At 53.3% G+C, this 18,210-nt stretch carries 15 protein-coding genes; 8 read left to right on the forward strand and 7 right to left on the reverse strand.

Annotated features, from left to right (window positions below; all coding sequences use genetic code 11):
• Positions 1-22 precede the first annotated feature (22 nt).
• Both RGW60_RS18785 and RGW60_RS18790 read right to left on the reverse strand, forming a co-directional pair.
• Positions 23-910 carry a lysophospholipid acyltransferase gene (locus RGW60_RS18785; protein WP_322205987.1) on the reverse strand — a complete coding sequence of 296 codons (888 nt, stop codon included), beginning with the start codon at positions 908-910 and terminating at the stop codon, positions 23-25.
• Between the two features lie 38 nt (positions 911-948).
• Positions 949-1,500 (reverse strand): DNA-3-methyladenine glycosylase I, encoded by a 552-nt coding sequence (locus tag RGW60_RS18790; protein ID WP_322205988.1) that lies wholly within the window; start codon positions 1,498-1,500, stop codon positions 949-951.
• Between the two features lie 79 nt (positions 1,501-1,579).
• On the opposite strand from RGW60_RS18790, the gene glyQ reads away from it, so the two are divergent.
• From glyQ to RGW60_RS18810, 4 genes are read left to right on the forward strand one after another with little or no spacing between them, the layout of a single operon-like run.
• Complete coding sequence (gene glyQ / locus RGW60_RS18795) at positions 1,580-2,527, forward strand: glycine--tRNA ligase subunit alpha (RefSeq protein ID WP_299828526.1); 948 nt, start codon at positions 1,580-1,582, stop codon at positions 2,525-2,527.
• On the forward strand, positions 2,524-4,578 hold the full coding sequence (glyS, locus tag RGW60_RS18800) for a glycine--tRNA ligase subunit beta (RefSeq protein WP_322205989.1): 2,055 nt from the start codon (positions 2,524-2,526) through the stop codon (positions 4,576-4,578). Before glyQ ends, glyS begins: the two co-directional genes overlap by 4 nt.
• An 18-nt stretch (positions 4,579-4,596) precedes the next feature.
• Positions 4,597-5,136, forward strand: coding sequence for a D-glycero-beta-D-manno-heptose 1,7-bisphosphate 7-phosphatase (gmhB, locus tag RGW60_RS18805; RefSeq protein ID WP_322205990.1), 540 nt, complete (start codon positions 4,597-4,599; stop codon positions 5,134-5,136).
• A 31-nt stretch (positions 5,137-5,167) separates the two neighbouring features.
• Positions 5,168-5,938, forward strand: a complete 771-nt coding sequence (locus RGW60_RS18810) for a lysophospholipid acyltransferase family protein (RefSeq protein ID WP_322206970.1) — start codon at positions 5,168-5,170, stop codon at positions 5,936-5,938.
• 150 nt (positions 5,939-6,088) lie between these two features.
• Here RGW60_RS18810 and RGW60_RS18815 read toward each other — a convergent pair whose 3' ends face one another.
• From RGW60_RS18815 to dnaA, 5 genes are all read right to left on the reverse strand, one after another.
• Positions 6,089-8,722, reverse strand: a complete 2,634-nt coding sequence (locus tag RGW60_RS18815; RefSeq protein WP_322205991.1) for an MGH1-like glycoside hydrolase domain-containing protein — start codon at positions 8,720-8,722, stop codon at positions 6,089-6,091.
• A 180-nt stretch (positions 8,723-8,902) separates the two neighbouring features.
• A complete protein-coding gene (gene gyrB, locus RGW60_RS18820; protein ID WP_322184485.1) occupies positions 8,903-11,320 on the reverse strand; it encodes a DNA topoisomerase (ATP-hydrolyzing) subunit B in 2,418 nt (805 codons plus the stop codon).
• A 4-nt stretch (positions 11,321-11,324) separates the two neighbouring features.
• Positions 11,325-12,428 carry a DNA replication/repair protein RecF gene (recF, locus tag RGW60_RS18825; protein ID WP_322205992.1) on the reverse strand — a complete coding sequence of 368 codons (1,104 nt, stop codon included), beginning with the start codon at positions 12,426-12,428 and terminating at the stop codon, positions 11,325-11,327.
• Positions 12,429-12,453: 25 nt separating this feature from the next.
• Positions 12,454-13,557, reverse strand: coding sequence for a DNA polymerase III subunit beta (gene dnaN, locus RGW60_RS18830; protein WP_322205993.1), 1,104 nt, complete (start codon positions 13,555-13,557; stop codon positions 12,454-12,456).
• Positions 13,558-13,595: 38 nt separating this feature from the next.
• Positions 13,596-15,104 (reverse strand): chromosomal replication initiator protein DnaA, encoded by a 1,509-nt coding sequence (gene dnaA / locus RGW60_RS18835; protein WP_322205994.1) that lies wholly within the window; start codon positions 15,102-15,104, stop codon positions 13,596-13,598.
• 603 nt (positions 15,105-15,707) lie between these two features.
• On the opposite strand from dnaA, the gene rpmH reads away from it, so the two are divergent.
• The 4 genes from rpmH to yidC are packed head-to-tail and all read left to right on the forward strand — an operon-like array spanning position 15,708 to position 18,183.
• Positions 15,708-15,842 carry a 50S ribosomal protein L34 gene (gene rpmH / locus RGW60_RS18840; protein ID WP_002551315.1) on the forward strand — a complete coding sequence of 45 codons (135 nt, stop codon included), beginning with the start codon at positions 15,708-15,710 and terminating at the stop codon, positions 15,840-15,842.
• Positions 15,843-15,855: 13 nt separating this feature from the next.
• Positions 15,856-16,260, forward strand: coding sequence for a ribonuclease P protein component (rnpA, locus tag RGW60_RS18845; RefSeq protein ID WP_322205995.1), 405 nt, complete (start codon positions 15,856-15,858; stop codon positions 16,258-16,260).
• A complete protein-coding gene (gene yidD, locus RGW60_RS18850) occupies positions 16,253-16,498 on the forward strand; it encodes a membrane protein insertion efficiency factor YidD (protein ID WP_299830942.1) in 246 nt (81 codons plus the stop codon). The genes rnpA and yidD overlap by 8 nt, the downstream gene beginning before the upstream one ends.
• 2 nt (positions 16,499-16,500) lie before the next feature.
• Positions 16,501-18,183 carry a membrane protein insertase YidC gene (gene yidC / locus RGW60_RS18855; RefSeq protein ID WP_322205996.1) on the forward strand — a complete coding sequence of 561 codons (1,683 nt, stop codon included), beginning with the start codon at positions 16,501-16,503 and terminating at the stop codon, positions 18,181-18,183.
• Positions 18,184-18,210 lie beyond the last annotated feature (27 nt).

Consider the following 18,210-nt stretch of genomic DNA (forward strand, 5'->3'; position numbering starts at 1 on the left):
GGCCCGGCGGTTATCTTGTCTTTCAATACCAGCGCTCTTCCCCAGCCGGGCGCCTTCTGAAGCGCTTCATCGTCCACATGTACTGGCTCGGATAAGCCCGCACGTACTTCTCGACGACTTTGCTCATGGCCGCCACTGACGTGGCGGTGTCGGTGCTGTACATCGCTTCCGGTGCAGCTTCCAGAACCACTTTGTAGCCGGAACCATCGGGCAGGCGCATGGCGTGGAGGAACACGCCGACTGCTTTACCGCCAGCCAACATATTCGGCACAAACTTGCTGGTTAACGCCTGAACAGCAAAGAACGGTACAAAGATCCCCGCAGACTCAGCCGGCTCGGGGTCAGCCGGAATACCCACCGAACCGCCTTTACGCACCTCTTTGATGACGCTGAGAATCCCTTCCTTGGTCGACGCGGCCACGCGGTTGCCCAACTGCACGCGCTGTTTGCGCAGCAAGTCATCCACAGCTTTGAGCTTGGGCGGACGATAAAAAATGATGGGTTTGCACTGGTTGCAGTAGAAGTGGTTCAACACCTCCCAGTTGCCCAAGTGGCTAGTGATGCCGACCACGCCCTTACCCGACGCCAACGCCGCTTCCAACACTTCAAGCCCTTCGACTTCGCGCACCAGATCAATCGACTTCTGAGCGGGCCAAATCCAGGCACAGGCGCTTTCAGTCAACGTCTTGCCGATGTCCATCAGGCTGCGGCCAACCAATTGCTCGCGCTCGACCGAGTCCATTTCCGGAAAGCATTTGGAAAGATTGATGCGCACGATTTCACGTGAGCGATTGGGGGTTTTCCACATCAGCCAACCAATAGCCGCGCCAACCCACTGCACCACTCGCCATGGCAGCAACGCAAATAACCGTAAAAGCCCAACTAGAAGGGCACCTTTAAACTTATCCACAAATCACTCCTGAATTCGCAAGGCCACCATTGTAACCATCAGCGGCCGAGGACGGCGTATCGATCACAGTCCAGGGTGTGATCCATGACCATGCCCGAGGACTGCATGAAAGCGTAACAAATGGTCGGCCCGACGAAGGTAAAACCCGCTTTCTTCATTGCTTTGCTCATCACCTCCGCTTGCGGTGTGATTGCCGGGACTTCGCTGCGGTCTTTAAAGTGGTTGGTCTTTGGCTCGCCGCCAACAAAAGACCATAACCAAGTCACTGGGTCGTCTTGCGCCAACCAGGCTTGAGCGTTGCGCCGCGCGGCGTTGAGCTTCAGACGATTGCGAATGATGCCCGGCTCAAGCATCAGTGTTTCCAGGTACTCGTCGCTCATCTGCGCAATTTTGTGCACGTCAAAGCCGAACATGACTTCACGATAACGAGCGCGTTTCTTCAAAATCGTGATCCATGAGAGCCCTGCTTGGAACCCTTCGAGCAATAACAACTCGAAGAGCTTCTGCGCATCGCGCAAAGGCACTCCCCACTCTTGATCGTGATAATCGATATACAGCGGGTCTTCGTTGCACCAAAAGCAGCGTGGCATAAGCCTCCAAGGGTCGAGCCGCAGCCGAATCGGGTATACTCCCGCTCTTTAAATCGCAGCCCCAGTACAGGTGAATTTCGTGAGCCAGCCTACGCCAGCCGTGCGTACCTTCCAAGACTTGATCCTCGCCCTCCAACAATACTGGGCCGAGCAAGGTTGCGTGGTACTTCAGCCCTACGATATGGAAGTCGGCGCCGGCACATTCCATACAGCGACGTTTCTGCGCGCCATCGGCCCGGAAACCTGGAACGCTGCATATGTTCAGCCCAGCCGTCGTCCTACCGACGGTCGTTATGGCGAAAACCCGAACCGCTTGCAGCACTACTATCAATTCCAGGTGGTATTGAAGCCGAACCCGGACAACTTTCAGGAGCTGTACCTCGGCTCCCTGAAGCACGTCGGCCTCGATCCCTTGGTGCATGACATTCGTTTCGTCGAAGACAACTGGGAGTCGCCCACACTGGGTGCCTGGGGTCTGGGCTGGGAAGTCTGGCTCAACGGTATGGAAGTCACGCAGTTCACTTATTTCCAGCAAGCAGGTGGCATTGAGTGCTACCCGGTCACCGGTGAAATCACTTACGGCCTTGAGCGCCTGGCGATGTACCTGCAGGGCGTCGACTCAGTCTACGACCTGGTGTGGACCGACGGCCCGTTCGGCAAAGTGACCTATGGCGATGTGTTCCATCAGAACGAAGTTGAACAGTCGACCTATAACTTCGAACACGCCAACGTCGAAAAACTGTTTGAGCTGTTCGACTTCTATGAAAGCGAAGCCGCGCGCCTGATCGAGCTTGAGCTGCCATTGCCAAGCTATGAAATGGTGCTCAAGGCATCGCACACGTTCAACTTGCTGGATGCGCGCCGGGCAATCTCGGTCACCGCACGTCAGCAATACATTTTGCGCGTCCGCACGCTGGCTCGTTCCGTTGCCCAGGCTTATTTGCTGGCCCGCGCCAAACTGGGCTTCCCGATGGCGCCGCCTGGTATCCGTGACGAAGTGCTGGCTAAGCTGGAGGCTGCACAATGAGTGCTCAAGATTTCCTGGTTGAATTGGGCACCGAAGAACTGCCTCCAAAAGCCCTGAGCATTCTGGGTGACGCGTTCCTGGCCGGTATCGAAAAAGGCTTGCAAGCCGCCGGCCTGAGTTTCACCGCCAAACATGTTTACGCTGCACCGCGTCGTCTGGCCGTGTTGATCACGCAACTGGCGACACAGCAGGAAGACCGCAGCGTTAATCTGGACGGGCCGCCACGTCAGGCCGCGTTCGACGCCGACGGCAATCCAACCCAAGCCGCACTGGGCTTCGCCAAGAAGTGTGGTGTTGAGCTAAGCGAAATCGATCAGAGCGGGCCAAAACTGCGTTTCAGCCAGAACATCGTTGGCAAACCCACGATCAGTTTGCTGCCTACCATCGTTGAAGACTCGCTCAATGACCTGCCAATTCCGAAACGCATGCGTTGGGGTGCACGCAAGGAAGAATTCGTTCGCCCAACCCAATGGCTGGTGATGCTGTTCGGTGATCACGTGATCGACTGCACGATCCTCGCTCAAAAGGCCGGTCGCGATTCCCGTGGTCACCGTTTCCATCACCCGGAAAACGTGCGTATCACCTCGCCTGCCAATTACTTGCAAGACCTGCGTGCTGCTTATGTATTGGCTGACTTTACTGAGCGCCGTGAGCTGATCAGCAAGCGTGTTGCTGAACTGGCCACCCAGCACGAAGGCACTGCCATCGTGCCGCCAAGCCTACTCGACGAAGTCACCGGGCTTGTCGAATGGCCGGTGCCACTGGTGTGTTCGTTCGAAGAGCGCTTCCTTGAAGTGCCGCAAGAAGCCTTGATCATCACCATGCAGGACAACCAGAAATATTTCTGCCTGTTGGATGCCGAGGGTAAGTTGCTGCCGCGTTTCATTACCGTGGCCAACATCGAAAGCAAAGACCCGGCGCAAATCTTGTCGGGTAATGAGAAAGTGGTTCGCCCGCGCCTCACTGATGCTGAGTTCTTCTTCAAGCAAGACAAAAAACAGAAGCTGGAAACCTTCAACCAACGCCTGCAAAACGTCGTTTTTCAGGCGCAGTTGGGCAGCGTGTTCGACAAAGCCGAACGTGTTTCGAAGCTTTCAGCTTTCATTGCTTCGCGCATCGGCGGCGACGCACTGCGCGCCGGCCGTGCAGGTCTGCTGTCGAAGTGTGATTTGGCGACTGAGATGGTCGGCGAATTCCCGGAGATGCAAGGCGTTGCCGGTTATTACTACGCCACGGCAGACGGCGAGCCTGAAGACGTTGCGCTGGCCTTGAACGAGCAATACATGCCGCGCGGCGCCGGTGCTGAACTGCCAAGTACCCTGACCGGTGCAGCAGTGGCAATTGCCGACAAGCTCGACACCCTGGTCGGAATTTTCGGTATTGGCATGCTGCCCACCGGTAGCAAAGACCCGTATGCGCTGCGCCGCGCTGCATTGGGCGTGCTGCGGATTCTGATCGACAAGAAACTGGACCTGGATCTGGTGCAGACCGTGGCGTTTGCCGTTAGCCAGTTTGGCAGCAAGATCAAACCAGCTGGCTTAGCCGATCAAGTGCTGGAATTCATCTTCGACCGCCTGCGTGCGCGTTATGAAGATGAAGGCGTTGATGTTTCTGTGTACCTGTCAGTACGCGCACTGAAACCAGCGTCAGCCCTGGATTTCGATCAGCGGGTTCAAGCCGTTCAAGCGTTCCGCAAATTGCCTGAGGCCGCAGCCCTGGCCGCTGTGAACAAGCGTGTGTCGAACCTGTTGAGCAAAGCGCAGGGCGGGATTTCCAGCGCGGTCGAACCTAAATACTTCGATAACGCCAATGAGTTCTCGCTGTATTCGGCGATTCAACAAGCCGACCAAGCTGTTCAACCGATGGCCGCTTCGCGTCAGTACACAGAAGCTTTGGGCCGTCTGGCGGCACTGCGCGAACCGGTTGATGCGTTCTTCGAAGCGGTAATGGTCAATGCAGAAGACGCCAGCGTGCGCGCAAACCGTTATGCATTACTGGCTCGCTTGCGCGGCTTGTTCCTCGGCGTCGCCGATATATCGTTGCTGGGCTAACGCAAGGGGCTGACAGGCGTGAAGTTGCTGATTCTTGATCGGGACGGGGTGATCAACTATGACTCCGACGCTTACATCAAATCGGTGGAAGAATGGCTGCCCATTCCCGGCTCGATGGAGGCTATCGCGCAATTGAGCAAAGCCGGCTGGACGGTGGCAGTCGCCACCAACCAGTCGGGAATAGCCCGCGGGTTTTACGACATCGCCACCCTTGATGCGATGCACGTGCGATTGCGTGAATTAGTGGCAGAGCAGGGCGGCGAAATGGGTTTGATCGTGTATTGCCCACACGGCCCCGACGACGGCTGCGATTGCCGCAAGCCAAAACCGGGCATGCTCACCACTATCGCCAGGCATTATTCGGCTAATCTGGCGGGTGTGTGGTTTGTTGGCGACACCAGGGGTGACTTGGACGCGGCATTAGCCGTCGACTGTCAGCCCGTGTTAGTGAAGACCGGCAAAGGTTTGAGGACGATGAATACTCCTTTGCCTGCCAGCACATTGATTTTTGACGATCTGGCGGCAGTTGCCGCGGACCTTATTCAACAGCGTAAATAGACGGGCGATGCCCGCAACGGTAAAAGCACTTATGTCGATCATGCAGGCAATCAGAACCTTCTTCTTTTACCTGCTGCTGGGCACCAGTTCACTGCTGTGGTGCACGCTGAGTTTCTTCATTGCCCCGTTTTTACCCTTCCGCATGCGCTATAGGTTCATCAATGTGTACTGGTGCCGCTGCGCGTTGTGGCTCACCAGGGTGTTTCTCAATATCCATGTAGATGTAAAGGGTCAGGAAAACGTCCCGCAGCAGCCATGCGTAATTCTTTCCAATCACCAAAGCACATGGGAAACCTTTTTCCTCTCGGCGCATTTCGAACCGCTAAGCCAGGTACTCAAGCGTGAATTGTTGTACGTACCGTTTTTTGGATGGGCCATGGCCATGTTACGGCCCATCGCAATCAACCGCGACAACCCTAAAGCGGCGCTTAAGCACGTCGCCAAGCGCGGGGACGAGCTGCTAAAAGATGGCGTCTGGGTACTGATCTTTCCGGAAGGAACCCGCGTTCCGTTTGGCCAAGTAGGTAAGTTTTCACGCGGCGGAACAGCACTTGCGGTAAACGCAAATCTTCCCGTGCTGCCCATTGCGCACAACGCCGGTAAGTATTGGCCGAAGGAAGGATGGGCCAAGAGGGCCGGTACCATTGAAGTCGTCATTGGCGAACCGATGTATGCCGAGGGAACTGGTCCTAGAGCCATTGCAGCGCTCAACGAACGCGTTCAAGCTTGGAATGAATCAACTCAACGGGCAATGGGTTCGGTAAACGCACCCTTGGTGAGCGGAGAAAATGCAGTCGTCTGATTTTGTGGATAACCTGTGCACCAATTTTGTGAATCTGGTGAAACACTGAGCTAATTCTTTGATTTAATTACTTATTTTTTACGTTCACTAACGAACTAAAACCGTGCATAAGTTTTTATAGGCTCGATTTTTGTTTGTTTTTTTATCCGGTTATTTTTGCAGCAACAGCGCAACCAAAGCACTCCAACCGGTTTGATGAGACGCACCCAGCCCACGCCCCGTTTCACCATTAAAGTATTCGTGAAAAAGCACGAGATCTCGACTTGCAGGATCCGCCTGCAGCTGTGGATACGCTGCCATGCTCGGGCGTCTTCCATTCTCGTCGAGCAGAAACAGACGAGACAGGCGCTGGCTAAGTCCGTCAGTGACTTCGTCCAGTGATGAGAGAAATCCGGAGCCCGTCGGATATTCAACGAGAAAGTTGTCGTCGTAATAGCGATGAAATTCCCGCAGGGATTCGATCAGCATGTAATTCACTGGCATCCAGACCGGCCCCCTCCAATTCGAGTTCCCACCGTACAGCCGTGAGTTTGACTCCGCTGGCTGATAATTAGCGCACAGCATATTGCCGTTTATTTGCATGCCGAACGGCTTGTCCGCATAAGCCTTCGATAGCGAACGAATGCCGAATTCAGACAAGAACTCATTTTCGTCGAGCATCCGCGACAGCAGGTCTTTAGTCCGCTGACCACGTAACAGTGCCAGTAAAAGTCGATTGCCTTTACCGGGTTCAGTCCAGCGGGAGATTAATCGGGCAAGGTCTGGGCGATGCCGGAGGAAGCCGAGCATCCGCTCACGCAACCCCGGCAAGCCCTCATGTTCGCGTTGCTCCAGCACTTGAACTGCAAACAATGGCATCAATCCAACCAGCGAGCGAAGCCTTACCGGTTCAATACTGCCATCGGGGCGGTGCAGCACGTCGTAGAAAAATTTATCCTGCTCATCCCAAAGACCACCCGAACTGTCGTCACCTCGATTGATCGCGCCTGCGATGTACAAAAAATGCTCAAAAAACTTAACCGAGATATCGACATACACCGCGTTGCGTTTCGCCAACTCCAGGGCAATTCGCATCATGTCCAAAGCATAGGCCGCAACCCATGCGGTACCGTCAGCTTGATCCAACTCGTAACCCGGTGCCATGGCCGCAGATCGATCAAACAGCGCAATATTGTCCAGGCCCAGAAAGCCGCCTTGAAACACGTTGCGGCCTTCGCTGTCTTTGCGGTTGACCCACCAGGAAAAATTCAACAACAACTTGTGGAATATTCGCTCGAGAAAATCCAGATCACCGACACCCGTCAGCTGTTTTTCCTGCTGATAAACCCGCCATGACGCCCAGGCGTGAACGGGTGGATTAGCGTCATCGAAACGCCACTCGTAGGCCGGCAATTGCCCGTTAGGGTGCATGAAACGGTCTTTCACCAACAGCAACAGCTGGTCCTTGGCAAATACCGGATCAATCAACGCAAACGCTACCGCCTGGAATGCTAGGTCCCAAGAGGCGTACCACGGGTATTCCCATTTATCGGGCATGGAAACAATGTCGAAATTAGAAAGATGTCGCCAATGAGTGTTACGAACTCCAGCACGTTCAGGCGGTGGCGGCGGTTGTGTTGAGTCACCGTTCAGCCAACGGTTCACGTCGAAATAATACAATTGCTTCGACCAGAGCAATCCCGCCAATGCTTGGCGTTGAACGTTACGAGCGTCAGCGTCCTTCTGGTTATGCTGCAGCGCTACGTAATAATCGTCGGCTTGCTTACGGCACAGATCCACAAGCTTTCTACCATTTACTGCCTCCGCATCGTAGGGAGCAAAACGCAGATAAATAACCTCTGTTTCCCGGCCTTTTAGTTCGAGTACGAAATGCGCTGCGGCGCGCGTTCCTTTATCGCGATGAACAGCCTTGGCGTTTCCGTCTACTACACAGTCATTGATGCCATCCTTGAATGGTCCGCTCGCCCATTCACCGCTCAACCGAGGAGTGTTGGTTTCGTTTTCACAGAACAGCCATTCACAGGTTTGCGGACCCCAGGCGGTAGCGACTCTATTTGGCTGCTGGGGATAACTCGCAAGGACTTGCTGATCTTGCAGAACCAAGGCAGGGCGTTCGGCTGAATCACCCCAACTCCAGGTATTACGCGCCCAGACATGCGGCAGGACATGCAAGCGTGCGGATTTTTCAGAGCGATTTTCCACGGTGATCCGCATGAATATATCGTCGGGGGTGTTCTTGGCGTATTCGATGGTTACGTCGAAGTAATTGTTGTCATCGAATACGCCGGTATCCAGTACTTCGTACTCCGAATCGTTCAGGCCGCGCCGGCCGTTTTCTTGTACCAAATCATCGTAGGGAAATGCCGAGTGCGGGTATTTGTAAAGCATGCGCATGTAGGCGTGGCTGGGGACACCATCGACATGGAAATACAGCTCTTTGACGTCCTCACCGTGATTGCCTTCTGAGTTATTCAGACCGAACAGCCGCTCCTTTATAATCGGATCACGCTCGTTCCACAGCGCAAGCCCCAGGCACCAGCGTTGCGCTTTGTCAGAAAAGCCCGCGAGCCCATCCTCCCCCCACCGATACGCGCGGCTACGGGCGTGATCATGTGGGAAGTAACGCCAGGCATCCCCATCAGCGCTGTAATCCTCACGCACCGTACCCCACTGACGGTCACTGAGATACGGCCCCCACTCACGCCAACGGTCAGAATCATCGCCCGATAGGCGTTGGCTTTCGACAGTTTCAAGGAGCGGGTTTGGATTGGTCTCAACAGTCATCGATACGTCCAGGGAGGTTGGATGTTCCCCAGTGTAAGGTGCTAGGGACTGTTGAGGCAGTGTTTAGAGTTATTTGTTCAAGTGGGATTCAGCGATGTTCTATAGCAGCTCAAGCTTACATAAATCCACATAGCAAAACCCCAGCACCAAGGCTGGGGTTTGCTTAGCGAATCTAACCTCTTAAAAATCCAGGTTAGACACAGCCAACGCATTGCTTTCAATGAAGTCACGGCGAGGTTCCACCGCGTCACCCATCAAGGTGTTGAAGATCTGGTCAGCACCAACAGCATCTTCAATCGTTACCTTAAGCATGCGACGTACAGCCGGGTCCATGGTGGTTTCCCACAGCTGGTCCGGGTTCATTTCGCCAAGACCTTTGTAGCGCTGGATAGTGTGACGCTTGGTGCTTTCCGCCATCAACCAAGCAAGAGCTTCCTTGAACTCAGTCACCAGCTTCTTGCGTTCACCGCGTTGCACGTAAGCGCCTTCTTCCAGCAAAGTGCTGATTTTTTCACCGAGGGTCGTTACGGTTTTGTAGTCGTTGCTGCCAAAGAAGTCCCGGTTGAACGTAACGTAGTTGGACAAGCCATGTGAGATCAGTTCGACCTCTGGCAGCCAAACATTACGTTCGCGGTCTTCACGCAAGCTCGCTTTGTAGACCAGACCGGACTTCTCGCCAACGCGCAGGCGCGCATCAAACAAAGCCAGCCAAGCCTGCATGCCATCGTGATCCGACAGTTGTTCAAGTGAAATCGACGGCAGGTAAATGAAATGCTCGGTCAGTTCCTGAGGGTACAAGCGCGACAGGCGCTTGAGTGTCTTCATGACCATGCGGAACTCGTGAACCAGACGCTCCAGCGCCTCACCCGAAATACCCGGTGCCGACTCGTTAAGGTGCAAGCTGGCATCTTCAAGGGCCGACTGGGTCATGTATTCTTCCATGGCTTCGTCGTCTTTGATGTACTGCTCTTGCTTACCCTTTTTCACTTTGTACAACGGTGGCTGAGCGATGTAGATGTAGCCACGCTCAATCAACTCAGGCAGTTGCCGGAAAAAGAAGGTCAACAACAGTGTTCGGATGTGCGAACCGTCAACGTCAGCATCGGTCATGATGATGATGTTGTGATAGCGCAGTTTTGCGATGTTGTATTCGTCACGACCAATACCGCAGCCCAGCGCCGTGATCAACGTGCCCACTTCTTGGGACGAGATCATTTTGTCGAAGCGCGCTTTTTCGACGTTAAGGATTTTACCTTTAAGCGGCAAAATGGCCTGGGTTTTACGGTTACGCCCCTGCTTGGCGGACCCGCCAGCAGAGTCACCTTCCACTAAATACAGTTCGGAAAGGGCAGGGTCTTTTTCCTGGCAGTCCGCAAGTTTGCCGGGCAGACCGGCAATGTCCAACGCACCTTTACGACGTGTCATCTCGCGAGCTTTACGTGCGGCTTCACGGGCTCGAGCAGCGTCGATCATCTTGCCAACAACAGCTCTGGCTTCAGTCGGATTTTCCAGCAGGAAGTCAGAGAAGTGTTTACCCATCTCTTGTTCTACCGCGGTCTTAACTTCCGATGAGACCAGCTTGTCTTTTGTCTGCGAGCTGAATTTAGGATCTGGCACTTTGACCGAAATGATTGCCGTCAGGCCTTCACGTGCATCATCGCCGGTAGTGGCAACTTTATGCTTTTTAGCCAGACCTTCTTGCTCGATGTAAGTGTTCAGGTTTCGCGTCAATGCAGAGCGAAAACCGACCAGGTGGGTACCACCATCGCGCTGAGGAATGTTGTTGGTGAAACACAACAAGTTCTCGTTAAAGCTGTCATTCCATTGCAACGCGATTTCAACGCCAATACCGTCTTCGCGCTGAATGTTGAAGTGAAACACCTGGTTAACCGGCGTCTTGTTGGTATTCAGATATTCGACGAATGCGCGTAAACCGCCTTCGTATTTGAACAGCTCTTCTTTACCACTGCGCTCGTCCCTTAAAACAATCCCTACACCAGAGTTTAGGAACGACAGTTCACGAATACGCTTAGCTAGAATGTCCCAGCTGAAATGAATATTTTTGAACGTAAGGTCCGACGGTTTGAAATGGATTTCAGTACCGGTGGAATCGCTCTCGCCAACGATGCGCATGGGTTCCTGTGGAACACCGTGGACATAGGTCTGTTCCCAAACTTTGCCACTACGGCGCACAGTCAACAGCAACAATTCAGACAAAGCGTTTACAACTGAAACGCCGACTCCGTGCAAGCCGCCAGAAACCTTGTAAGAGTTGTCATCGAACTTACCACCGGCATGCAGCACGGTCATGATGACCTCTGCTGCAGAAATGCCTTCTTCTTTGTGTACGTCTACCGGAATTCCGCGACCGTTATCGCGCACGGTGATCGATTCATCCGTGTGGATAACAATACTTATTTCATCGCAATGACCAGCCAAAGCTTCGTCGATCGAATTATCGACCACCTCGAATACCATGTGGTGTAAACCGCTGCCATCGTCGGTGTCGCCGATATACATACCGGGACGCTTGCGTACGGCATCTAGCCCTTTCAGCACTTTAATGCTGGAGGAGTCGTACGTTTGATTTTCGCTCATGCATTCACTCCCGGTGGTCGTGGGTCTGGGTAATACGGCCATGTTCCACGTGGAACAAAGCGACTGGCGTTTCCGTCTGCCAGCCTTCCCTCAATAATTCGTGATCTACACAGGTGATAAACACCTGGCAGCGTAAGTCTTCCAATAAACGGCAAAGCGCGCGGCGGTGATGCTCATCCAGTTCGGACGGCAAATCATCCACCAGATAAATACATTGGCCTCGCCGTGCTTGGCTGACCAAATGTCCTTGAGCAATGCGCAATGCGCAGACCACTAACTTCTGCTGACCACGGGATAAAATATCCGAAGCATTATGAGCGCCCAGTCTCAAGCGCAAATCAGCTCGTTGCGGCCCGGCTTGTGTATGGCCCATCTGTTGATCGCGATGCAGGGACGAGGCAAGCACAGCACTCAGCTCTTTTTCCTTATCCCACCCGCGGTAATAACTTAAGGTCAAACCTTCGAGCTCAACCAATTCACTTAAGGTTTGCTCGAACACTGGTTTAAGGGCCTTGATATATGCCCGCCGATACTCGTCGATTTCATCACTGGCGAGGCACAGTTCTCTGTCCCAAGCGGCTTGTGAAGCGGCGTCGAGTGTACCATGCCGGAGCCATGAGTTCCGCTGCCTAAGGGCCTTCTGCAAGCGCTGCCAGGTCGACATAAAACGAGGTTCCACGTGGAACACTCCCCAGTCGAGGAACTGTCGACGTATTTTCGGAGCGCCTTCTAGAAGGCGAAAGCTATCAGGATTGATTAACTGCAGGGGAAGCGCCTCGGCCAATTGCGCAGCGCTTTTTGCATTCTGGCCATCGATGCGGATTTGAAAATCACCTTGACGATCACGGGAAATACCAAGACTGCTATGCCCACCTTCGGCCAATTCGACTTGGCCAAAAACTGTACACGCGGGCTGTTCGTATTGGATGACCGGCAGTAACCGTATGCTACGAAAGGAACGCGCAAGGCCGAGCAAATGGATGGCTTCCAGAACGCTGGTTTTACCACTGCCATTTGCGCCGTGAAGGATGTTGATACGAGGAGAGGGGGAGATTGTCACCGGGTGCAGATTGCGCACCCCAGTGACGGTAACGCGGCTAAGAGACATTCAAACTCTGCTAAGCATGGACACGTTACAGGCGCATCGGCATAACAACATAAGCAGAATCATCGTTGTCCGATTCCTGCACCAGTGCGCTGCTATTGGAATCGGACAGAATCAAACGCACCTGTTCGGTGGTCATCACGCCTAATACGTCGAGCAGATAACTAACGTTGAAACCAATCTCCAGATTGCCGCCAGTGTAATCAACACCGATTTCTTCTTCGGCCTCTTCTTGCTCCGGGTTGTTAGCCTGGATCTTTAGAAGCCCACTGGCCAATTGCAGGCGGATACCGCGATACTTTTCGTTGGACAAAATGGCGGTACGGCTGAACGCCTCACGCAATGCCTGCCGATCACCCAACACCAACTTGTCACCACCTTTTGGCAGAACACGTTCGTAATCCGGAAATTTGCCATCAACCAATTTAGAGGTAAAAGTAAACTCACCGGTGGTTGCGCGGATGTGATGCTGACCTAAAACAATGCTGACAATACCGTCCTGCTCAGTCAGTAAGCGTGCAAGTTCAAGGATACCTTTGCGGGGCACGATGACTTGGTGCCGATCCGCCTGCTCTATCTCGGCGGTCATTGAGCACATTGCCAAGCGGTGGCCATCGGTGGCAACAGCACGCAATATGCCCGCGCTGACTTCCAGCAACATCCCATTGAGGTAGTAACGGACGTCTTGCTGTGCCATGGCGAAGCTAGTGCGTTCGATCAATCGGCGCAATTTGCTTTGCACCAAATTAAAGGTCAGCGAGCCAGGACCTTCTTCCACCGTTGGAAAATCATTGGCTGGCAGCGTGGACAAGGTAAAACGGCTACGACCTGCTTTAACAACAAGCTTGTGCTCGTCCAGTTTGATGTCAATCAACGCATCGTTGGGCAGGCTCTTACAAATGTCCATCAGCTTGCGAGCAGGGACAGTGATTTCCCCAGGCTCGGCTGGCTCTTCCAGTTGAACACGACCAACCAGCTCGACTTCCAGGTCTGTTCCTGTCAGCGAAAGCTGTTGCCCTTGGACAACTAAAAGCACGTTGGAAAGCACCGGCAAGGTCTGGCGGCGCTCTACGACGCCGGCGACCAGTTGCAGAGGTTTCAACAAGGCTTCGCGTTGAATGGTGAAATGCATGGTCTAGTCCCTTGCCTTAATAAGCTGCGCTAATGTCATCAGGTTGTGAGTGTCCGCAGCAGGTTCTTGTAGTCCTCGCGAATATCCGCGTCGGATTCCTTAAGCTCGTTGATCTTTCGGCATGCGTGCAGCACGGTCGTGTGGTCACGTCCGCCGAACACATCACCAATCTCAGGCAAGCTGTGGTTGGTTAACTCTTTGGACAGCGCCATCGCAACCTGGCGCGGACGCGCTACAGACCGCGAACGGCGTTTGGACAGCAAATCAGAAATCTTGATCTTGTAGTACTCAGCCACGGTGCGCTGAATGTTATCCACACTGACCAACTTATCTTGGAGTGCCAAAAGATCCTTCAATGATTCGCGAATCAACTCAATCGTAATATCGCGGCCCATGAAGTGCGAGTGTGCAATGACCCGCTTTAACGCACCTTCAAGTTCGCGAACGTTAGAACGTATCCGCTGAGCAATGAAGAACGCCGCGTCGTGAGGCAGATCAACTTTCGCCTGATCTGCCTTTTTCATCAAGATAGCAACACGGGTTTCCAGCTCAGGCGGCTCAACGGCGACCGTTAACCCCCAACCGAAACGCGACTTCAAACGCTCTTCCAGACCTTCAATTTCTTTCGGATAGCGGTCACTGGTCAAGATGACCTGCTGACCACCTTCAAGCAACGCATTGAAAGTATGAAAGAATTCTTCCTGGGAGCGTTCTTTGCGAGCAAAAAACTGAATATCATCAATTAACAGCGCATCGACCGAACGGTAAAAACGTTTGAATTCGTTGATCGCGTTGAGCTGAAGCGCTTTTACCATGTCAGCAACGAAGCGCTCCGAGTGCAGGTAAACAACCTTGGCGTTTGGGTTCTTCTTTAAGAGGTGGTTTCCCACCGCGTGCATCAAATGCGTCTTACCCAAGCCCACCCCGCCGTAAAGAAATAGAGGGTTGTAGCCGTGCTTGGGGTTGTCCGCCACTTGCCAAGCCGCCGCCCGCGCCAGCTGGTTTGATTTACCTTCAACGAAATTCTCAAAGGTAAAGGTGCGATTCAAGTAGCTGGTGTGCTTGAGCGCACCTTCTACCTGAACCGTGCGCTGCTCCGCACGAGCGGGCGCCTGTTGCGAGCTGGCCCCCGCCATAGGATCGAAACTGGCGCGAGAAGGCTCGTCGTGAACCGCAACCGTGTGGCTCGGTGGTGGCGAACTAACCTGTTGAATGGGTAAAGCCGCTACCTGGTTTACTGAAATTGCGTGCGAGGCAGCCGCAGCCAACGGCGCATTGGGTGCAGCCCGTGGAGCAGAACTGCGCTTGCTGCCAATTAATAAGGACAGCGCGGGCGCAAGGCCTTGTCCGCGTTCGCCAAGAAGCTCAAGCAACCGACCGAGGTATTTTTCATTTACCCAATCAAGAACGAAACGGTTGGGTGCATACACACGCAACTCGTCGCCTTCGGCTTCGACCTGTAGCGGGCGGATCCAAGTGTTGAATTGCTGGGCCGGCAGCTCATCGCGCAATAGCTCCACGCACTGCTGCCAAAGTTCCGCTGACACAGATATCCCCTAAGTCGAATGCCGGTGAGGCAAAAACAGCCGCTATTGTAACGATCAGTGGCTGACTTATCCACATGTAGGTTGCTCCCAGGATGCGAAGAATCAACGCTTTATGGACAAACTACAGCACCCATCACCTGTGCATAAGCATTGTGGATAAGCGGGCCTCAACCCACTGCATAAGTCCAGCACAAACTCTGTGGATAACCTGCCTGTGGATAAAACGGCGTTCCATACACAGCTTATCCTACTGTACAGCACAGGTGGAGCACGGTTTTTCAACTGAGTTGTCATCCTCTGTACAGCTCTATTTTGAAGGCATACAGGTACTTATCCACAGAAAAAGCGGTCCTTAGCTTCTATAAGCTTTATAAAAGAGCTTTAAATACTCTCCTTCTTTATTTCTATATTTAAACACCTATCCATATTGGCCAGCCAAGCAAAAACGACCGACTGGAAAACCGAGGCTAAAAAACCGACTTGATAAGTAATTGAAGGAAACGCTGGTTGGAAATTGACCTAGAGGCTTGCTTTCTCTAGAATCCCCGGTCTCTTAAAACGGGGGCCATTCCGGCCCGTTGTGGACGAACCAGGTAACACGCCATGAAACGTACTTTCCAACCCAGCACTATCAAGCGCGCCCGCACCCACGGTTTCCGTGCACGCATGGCCACCAAAAACGGCCGTGCAGTCTTGTCGCGTCGCCGCGCCAAAGGCCGTAAGCGTCTGGCAGTTTGATAAATAGGTACAGGTGGTGAGTCAGGACTTCAGTCGGGAAAAGCGTTTGCTGACACCCCGACATTTCAAGGCAGTCTTTGACTCCCCTACCGGTAAGGTTCCGGGGAAGAATCTCCTGCTCCTTGCGCGCAACAACGACCTTGATCATCCCCGGTTGGGGCTGGTGATCGGTAAAAAGAGCGTCAAACTCTCCGTTGAGCGCAATCGCTTGAAACGCCTAATGCGCGAATCATTTCGCCAGCACCAGGATGATCTGGTTGGTTGGGATATCGTCATAGTGGCGCGCAAAGGTTTGGGTGAAATAGAAAACCCCGAATTGATTCAGCATTTCGGCAAGCTATGGAAACGCCTGGCACGCAGCCGGCCGGTTCCTGATGTTAAAACCGAAACCATAAGGGTAGACAGTTCAGATGCGTAAGCTGGCACTCGTTCCGATCCAGTTCTATCGCTATGCCATTAGCCCGCTGATGGCCAGCCACTGTCGTTTCTACCCCAGCTGTTCCTGCTACGCGTATGAAGCCATTGAAAGTCATGGCCTTCTACGCGGTGGCTGGCTGACCTTCCGTCGGTTAGGTCGCTGTCATCCGTGGAATGCCGGTGGTTATGACCCGGTTCCACCTGTACCTACCTCCCGTTCCTCTTCGATGGCCGAGTAATCATGGATATTAAACGCACGATCCTGATCGCCGCCTTGGCAATCGTGACCTATGTCGGGGTTCTGAAATGGAACCAAGATTACGGTCAGGCTGCCCTGCCGACTCAGAATGTTGCTGCCAGCACTACCGCACCGGTCATTCCGGAAACGGCGCTGGGTTCAAATACTACTGCAAGTGCCGATGTTCCAAGCGCCAACGGTGAAATTGCTGCACCTATTGAAGCGCCAATTGCGGCCAGTAAAGACCTCATTCAAATAAAAACGGATGTGCTCAATCTGGAAATAGACCCGGTCGGTGGTGATATTGCTCAGTTGCGATTGCCCCTGTATCCACGTCGCCAAGACCACCCGGAGATTGCTTTCCAGCTGTTCGATAATGGCGGCGAACGTACTTATCTTGCGCAAAGTGGCTTGACCGGCACAGATGGTCCTGACGCTCGAGCGGCAGGTCGCCCGGTTTACACCAGTACGCAGAAAACCTATCAACTGGCTGATGGCCAAAATGATTTGGTTGTTGATCTGAAGTTTGCTGACAACGGTGTCAATTACATCAAGCGCTTTTCGTTTAAGCGTGGCTTGTATGACTTGAAAGTCACCTACCTGATTGATAACCAGAGCGGCAAGCCTTGGGCCGGTAATCTGTTTGCTCAGTTGAAACGTGATGCCAGTGCGGATCCATCTTCAAGCACTGCAACCGGCACTGCGACTTATTTGGGCGCTGCGCTGGGTACTCCAGCCGAACCGTACAAAAAAGTATCGATGAAAGACATCGATAAGGCTTCACTGAAAGAAACTGTTCAAGGCGGATGGGTTGCCTGGTTGCAGCATTATTTCGTGACGGCCTGGATTCCAAACAAGTCCGACAGCAATGTCGTACAGACTCGTAAGGATGCTCAAGGCAATTACATCATTGGTTTCACTGGCCCAGCGATCTCTGTCGCTGCCGGTGCAACAGGTGAGACAACTGCCACGCTGTATGCAGGACCTAAAAGCCAAGCGGTATTGAAAGAGTTATCCCCAGGTCTCGAGCTGACTGTCGATTACGGCATTCTCTGGTTCATCGCCCAACCGATTTTCTGGTTGCTGCAACATATCCACAGCCTGGTCGGTAACTGGGGTTTCTCGATTATCTTCTTGACCATGTTGATCAAGGGGCTGTTCTTTCCTCTCTCGGCTGCCAGCTACAAATCCATGGCCCGCATGCGAGCCGTAGCACCGAAACTGGCTGCTCTGAAAGAACAACATGGCGATGACCGGCAGAAAATGTCGCAGTCGATGATGGAGCTGTACAAGAAAGAGAAGATAAACCCGCTAGGTGGTTGCTTGCCGATCGTTGTACAGATGCCGGTTTTCCTCTCGCTGTACTGGGTTCTCCTGGAAAGCGTGGAAATGCGTCAGGCTCCGTTCATTCTCTGGATCACTGACCTGTCGATCAAAGACCCGTTCTTCATCCTGCCGATCATCATGGGTGCAACCATGTTCATCCAGCAGCGGTTGAACCCAACTCCGCCAGACCCAATGCAAGCCAAGGTCATGAAGCTGATGCCAATCATCTTCACATTCTTCTTCCTTTGGTTCCCTGCTGGTCTGGTTCTGTACTGGGTCGTCAACAACTGCCTGTCGATTTCGCAGCAGTGGTACATCACTCGCAAAATTGAAGCGGCTACCAAGAGCGCGGCTGCTTGATCTAACCTGTGTATAAGTAATTGTAAA

This window comes from Pseudomonas sp. AB6, assembly GCF_034314105.1.
In the GTDB taxonomy this organism is placed as follows: domain Bacteria; phylum Pseudomonadota; class Gammaproteobacteria; order Pseudomonadales; family Pseudomonadaceae; genus Aquipseudomonas.

Bases quoted from the DNA above. Each gene is read 5' to 3' on its own strand.
- RGW60_RS18790 (WP_322205988.1), bottom strand. From the start codon at position 1,500: ATGCCACGCTGCTTTTGGTGCAACGAAGACCCGCTGTATATCGATTAT.
- glyS (WP_322205989.1), top strand. From the start codon at position 2,524: ATGAGTGCTCAAGATTTCCTGGTTGAATTGGGCACCGAAGAACTGCCT.
- RGW60_RS18810 (WP_322206970.1), top strand. From the start codon at position 5,168: ATGTCGATCATGCAGGCAATCAGAACCTTCTTCTTTTACCTGCTGCTG.
- RGW60_RS18815 (WP_322205991.1), bottom strand. From the start codon at position 8,722: ATGACTGTTGAGACCAATCCAAACCCGCTCCTTGAAACTGTCGAAAGC.
- gyrB (WP_322184485.1), bottom strand. From the start codon at position 11,320: ATGAGCGAAAATCAAACGTACGACTCCTCCAGCATTAAAGTGCTGAAA.
- recF (WP_322205992.1), bottom strand. From the start codon at position 12,428: ATGTCTCTTAGCCGCGTTACCGTCACTGGGGTGCGCAATCTGCACCCG.
- dnaN (WP_322205993.1), bottom strand. From the start codon at position 13,557: ATGCATTTCACCATTCAACGCGAAGCCTTGTTGAAACCTCTGCAACTG.
- rpmH (WP_002551315.1), top strand. From the start codon at position 15,708: ATGAAACGTACTTTCCAACCCAGCACTATCAAGCGCGCCCGCACCCAC.
- yidD (WP_299830942.1), top strand. From the start codon at position 16,253: ATGCGTAAGCTGGCACTCGTTCCGATCCAGTTCTATCGCTATGCCATT.
- yidC (WP_322205996.1), top strand. From the start codon at position 16,501: ATGGATATTAAACGCACGATCCTGATCGCCGCCTTGGCAATCGTGACC.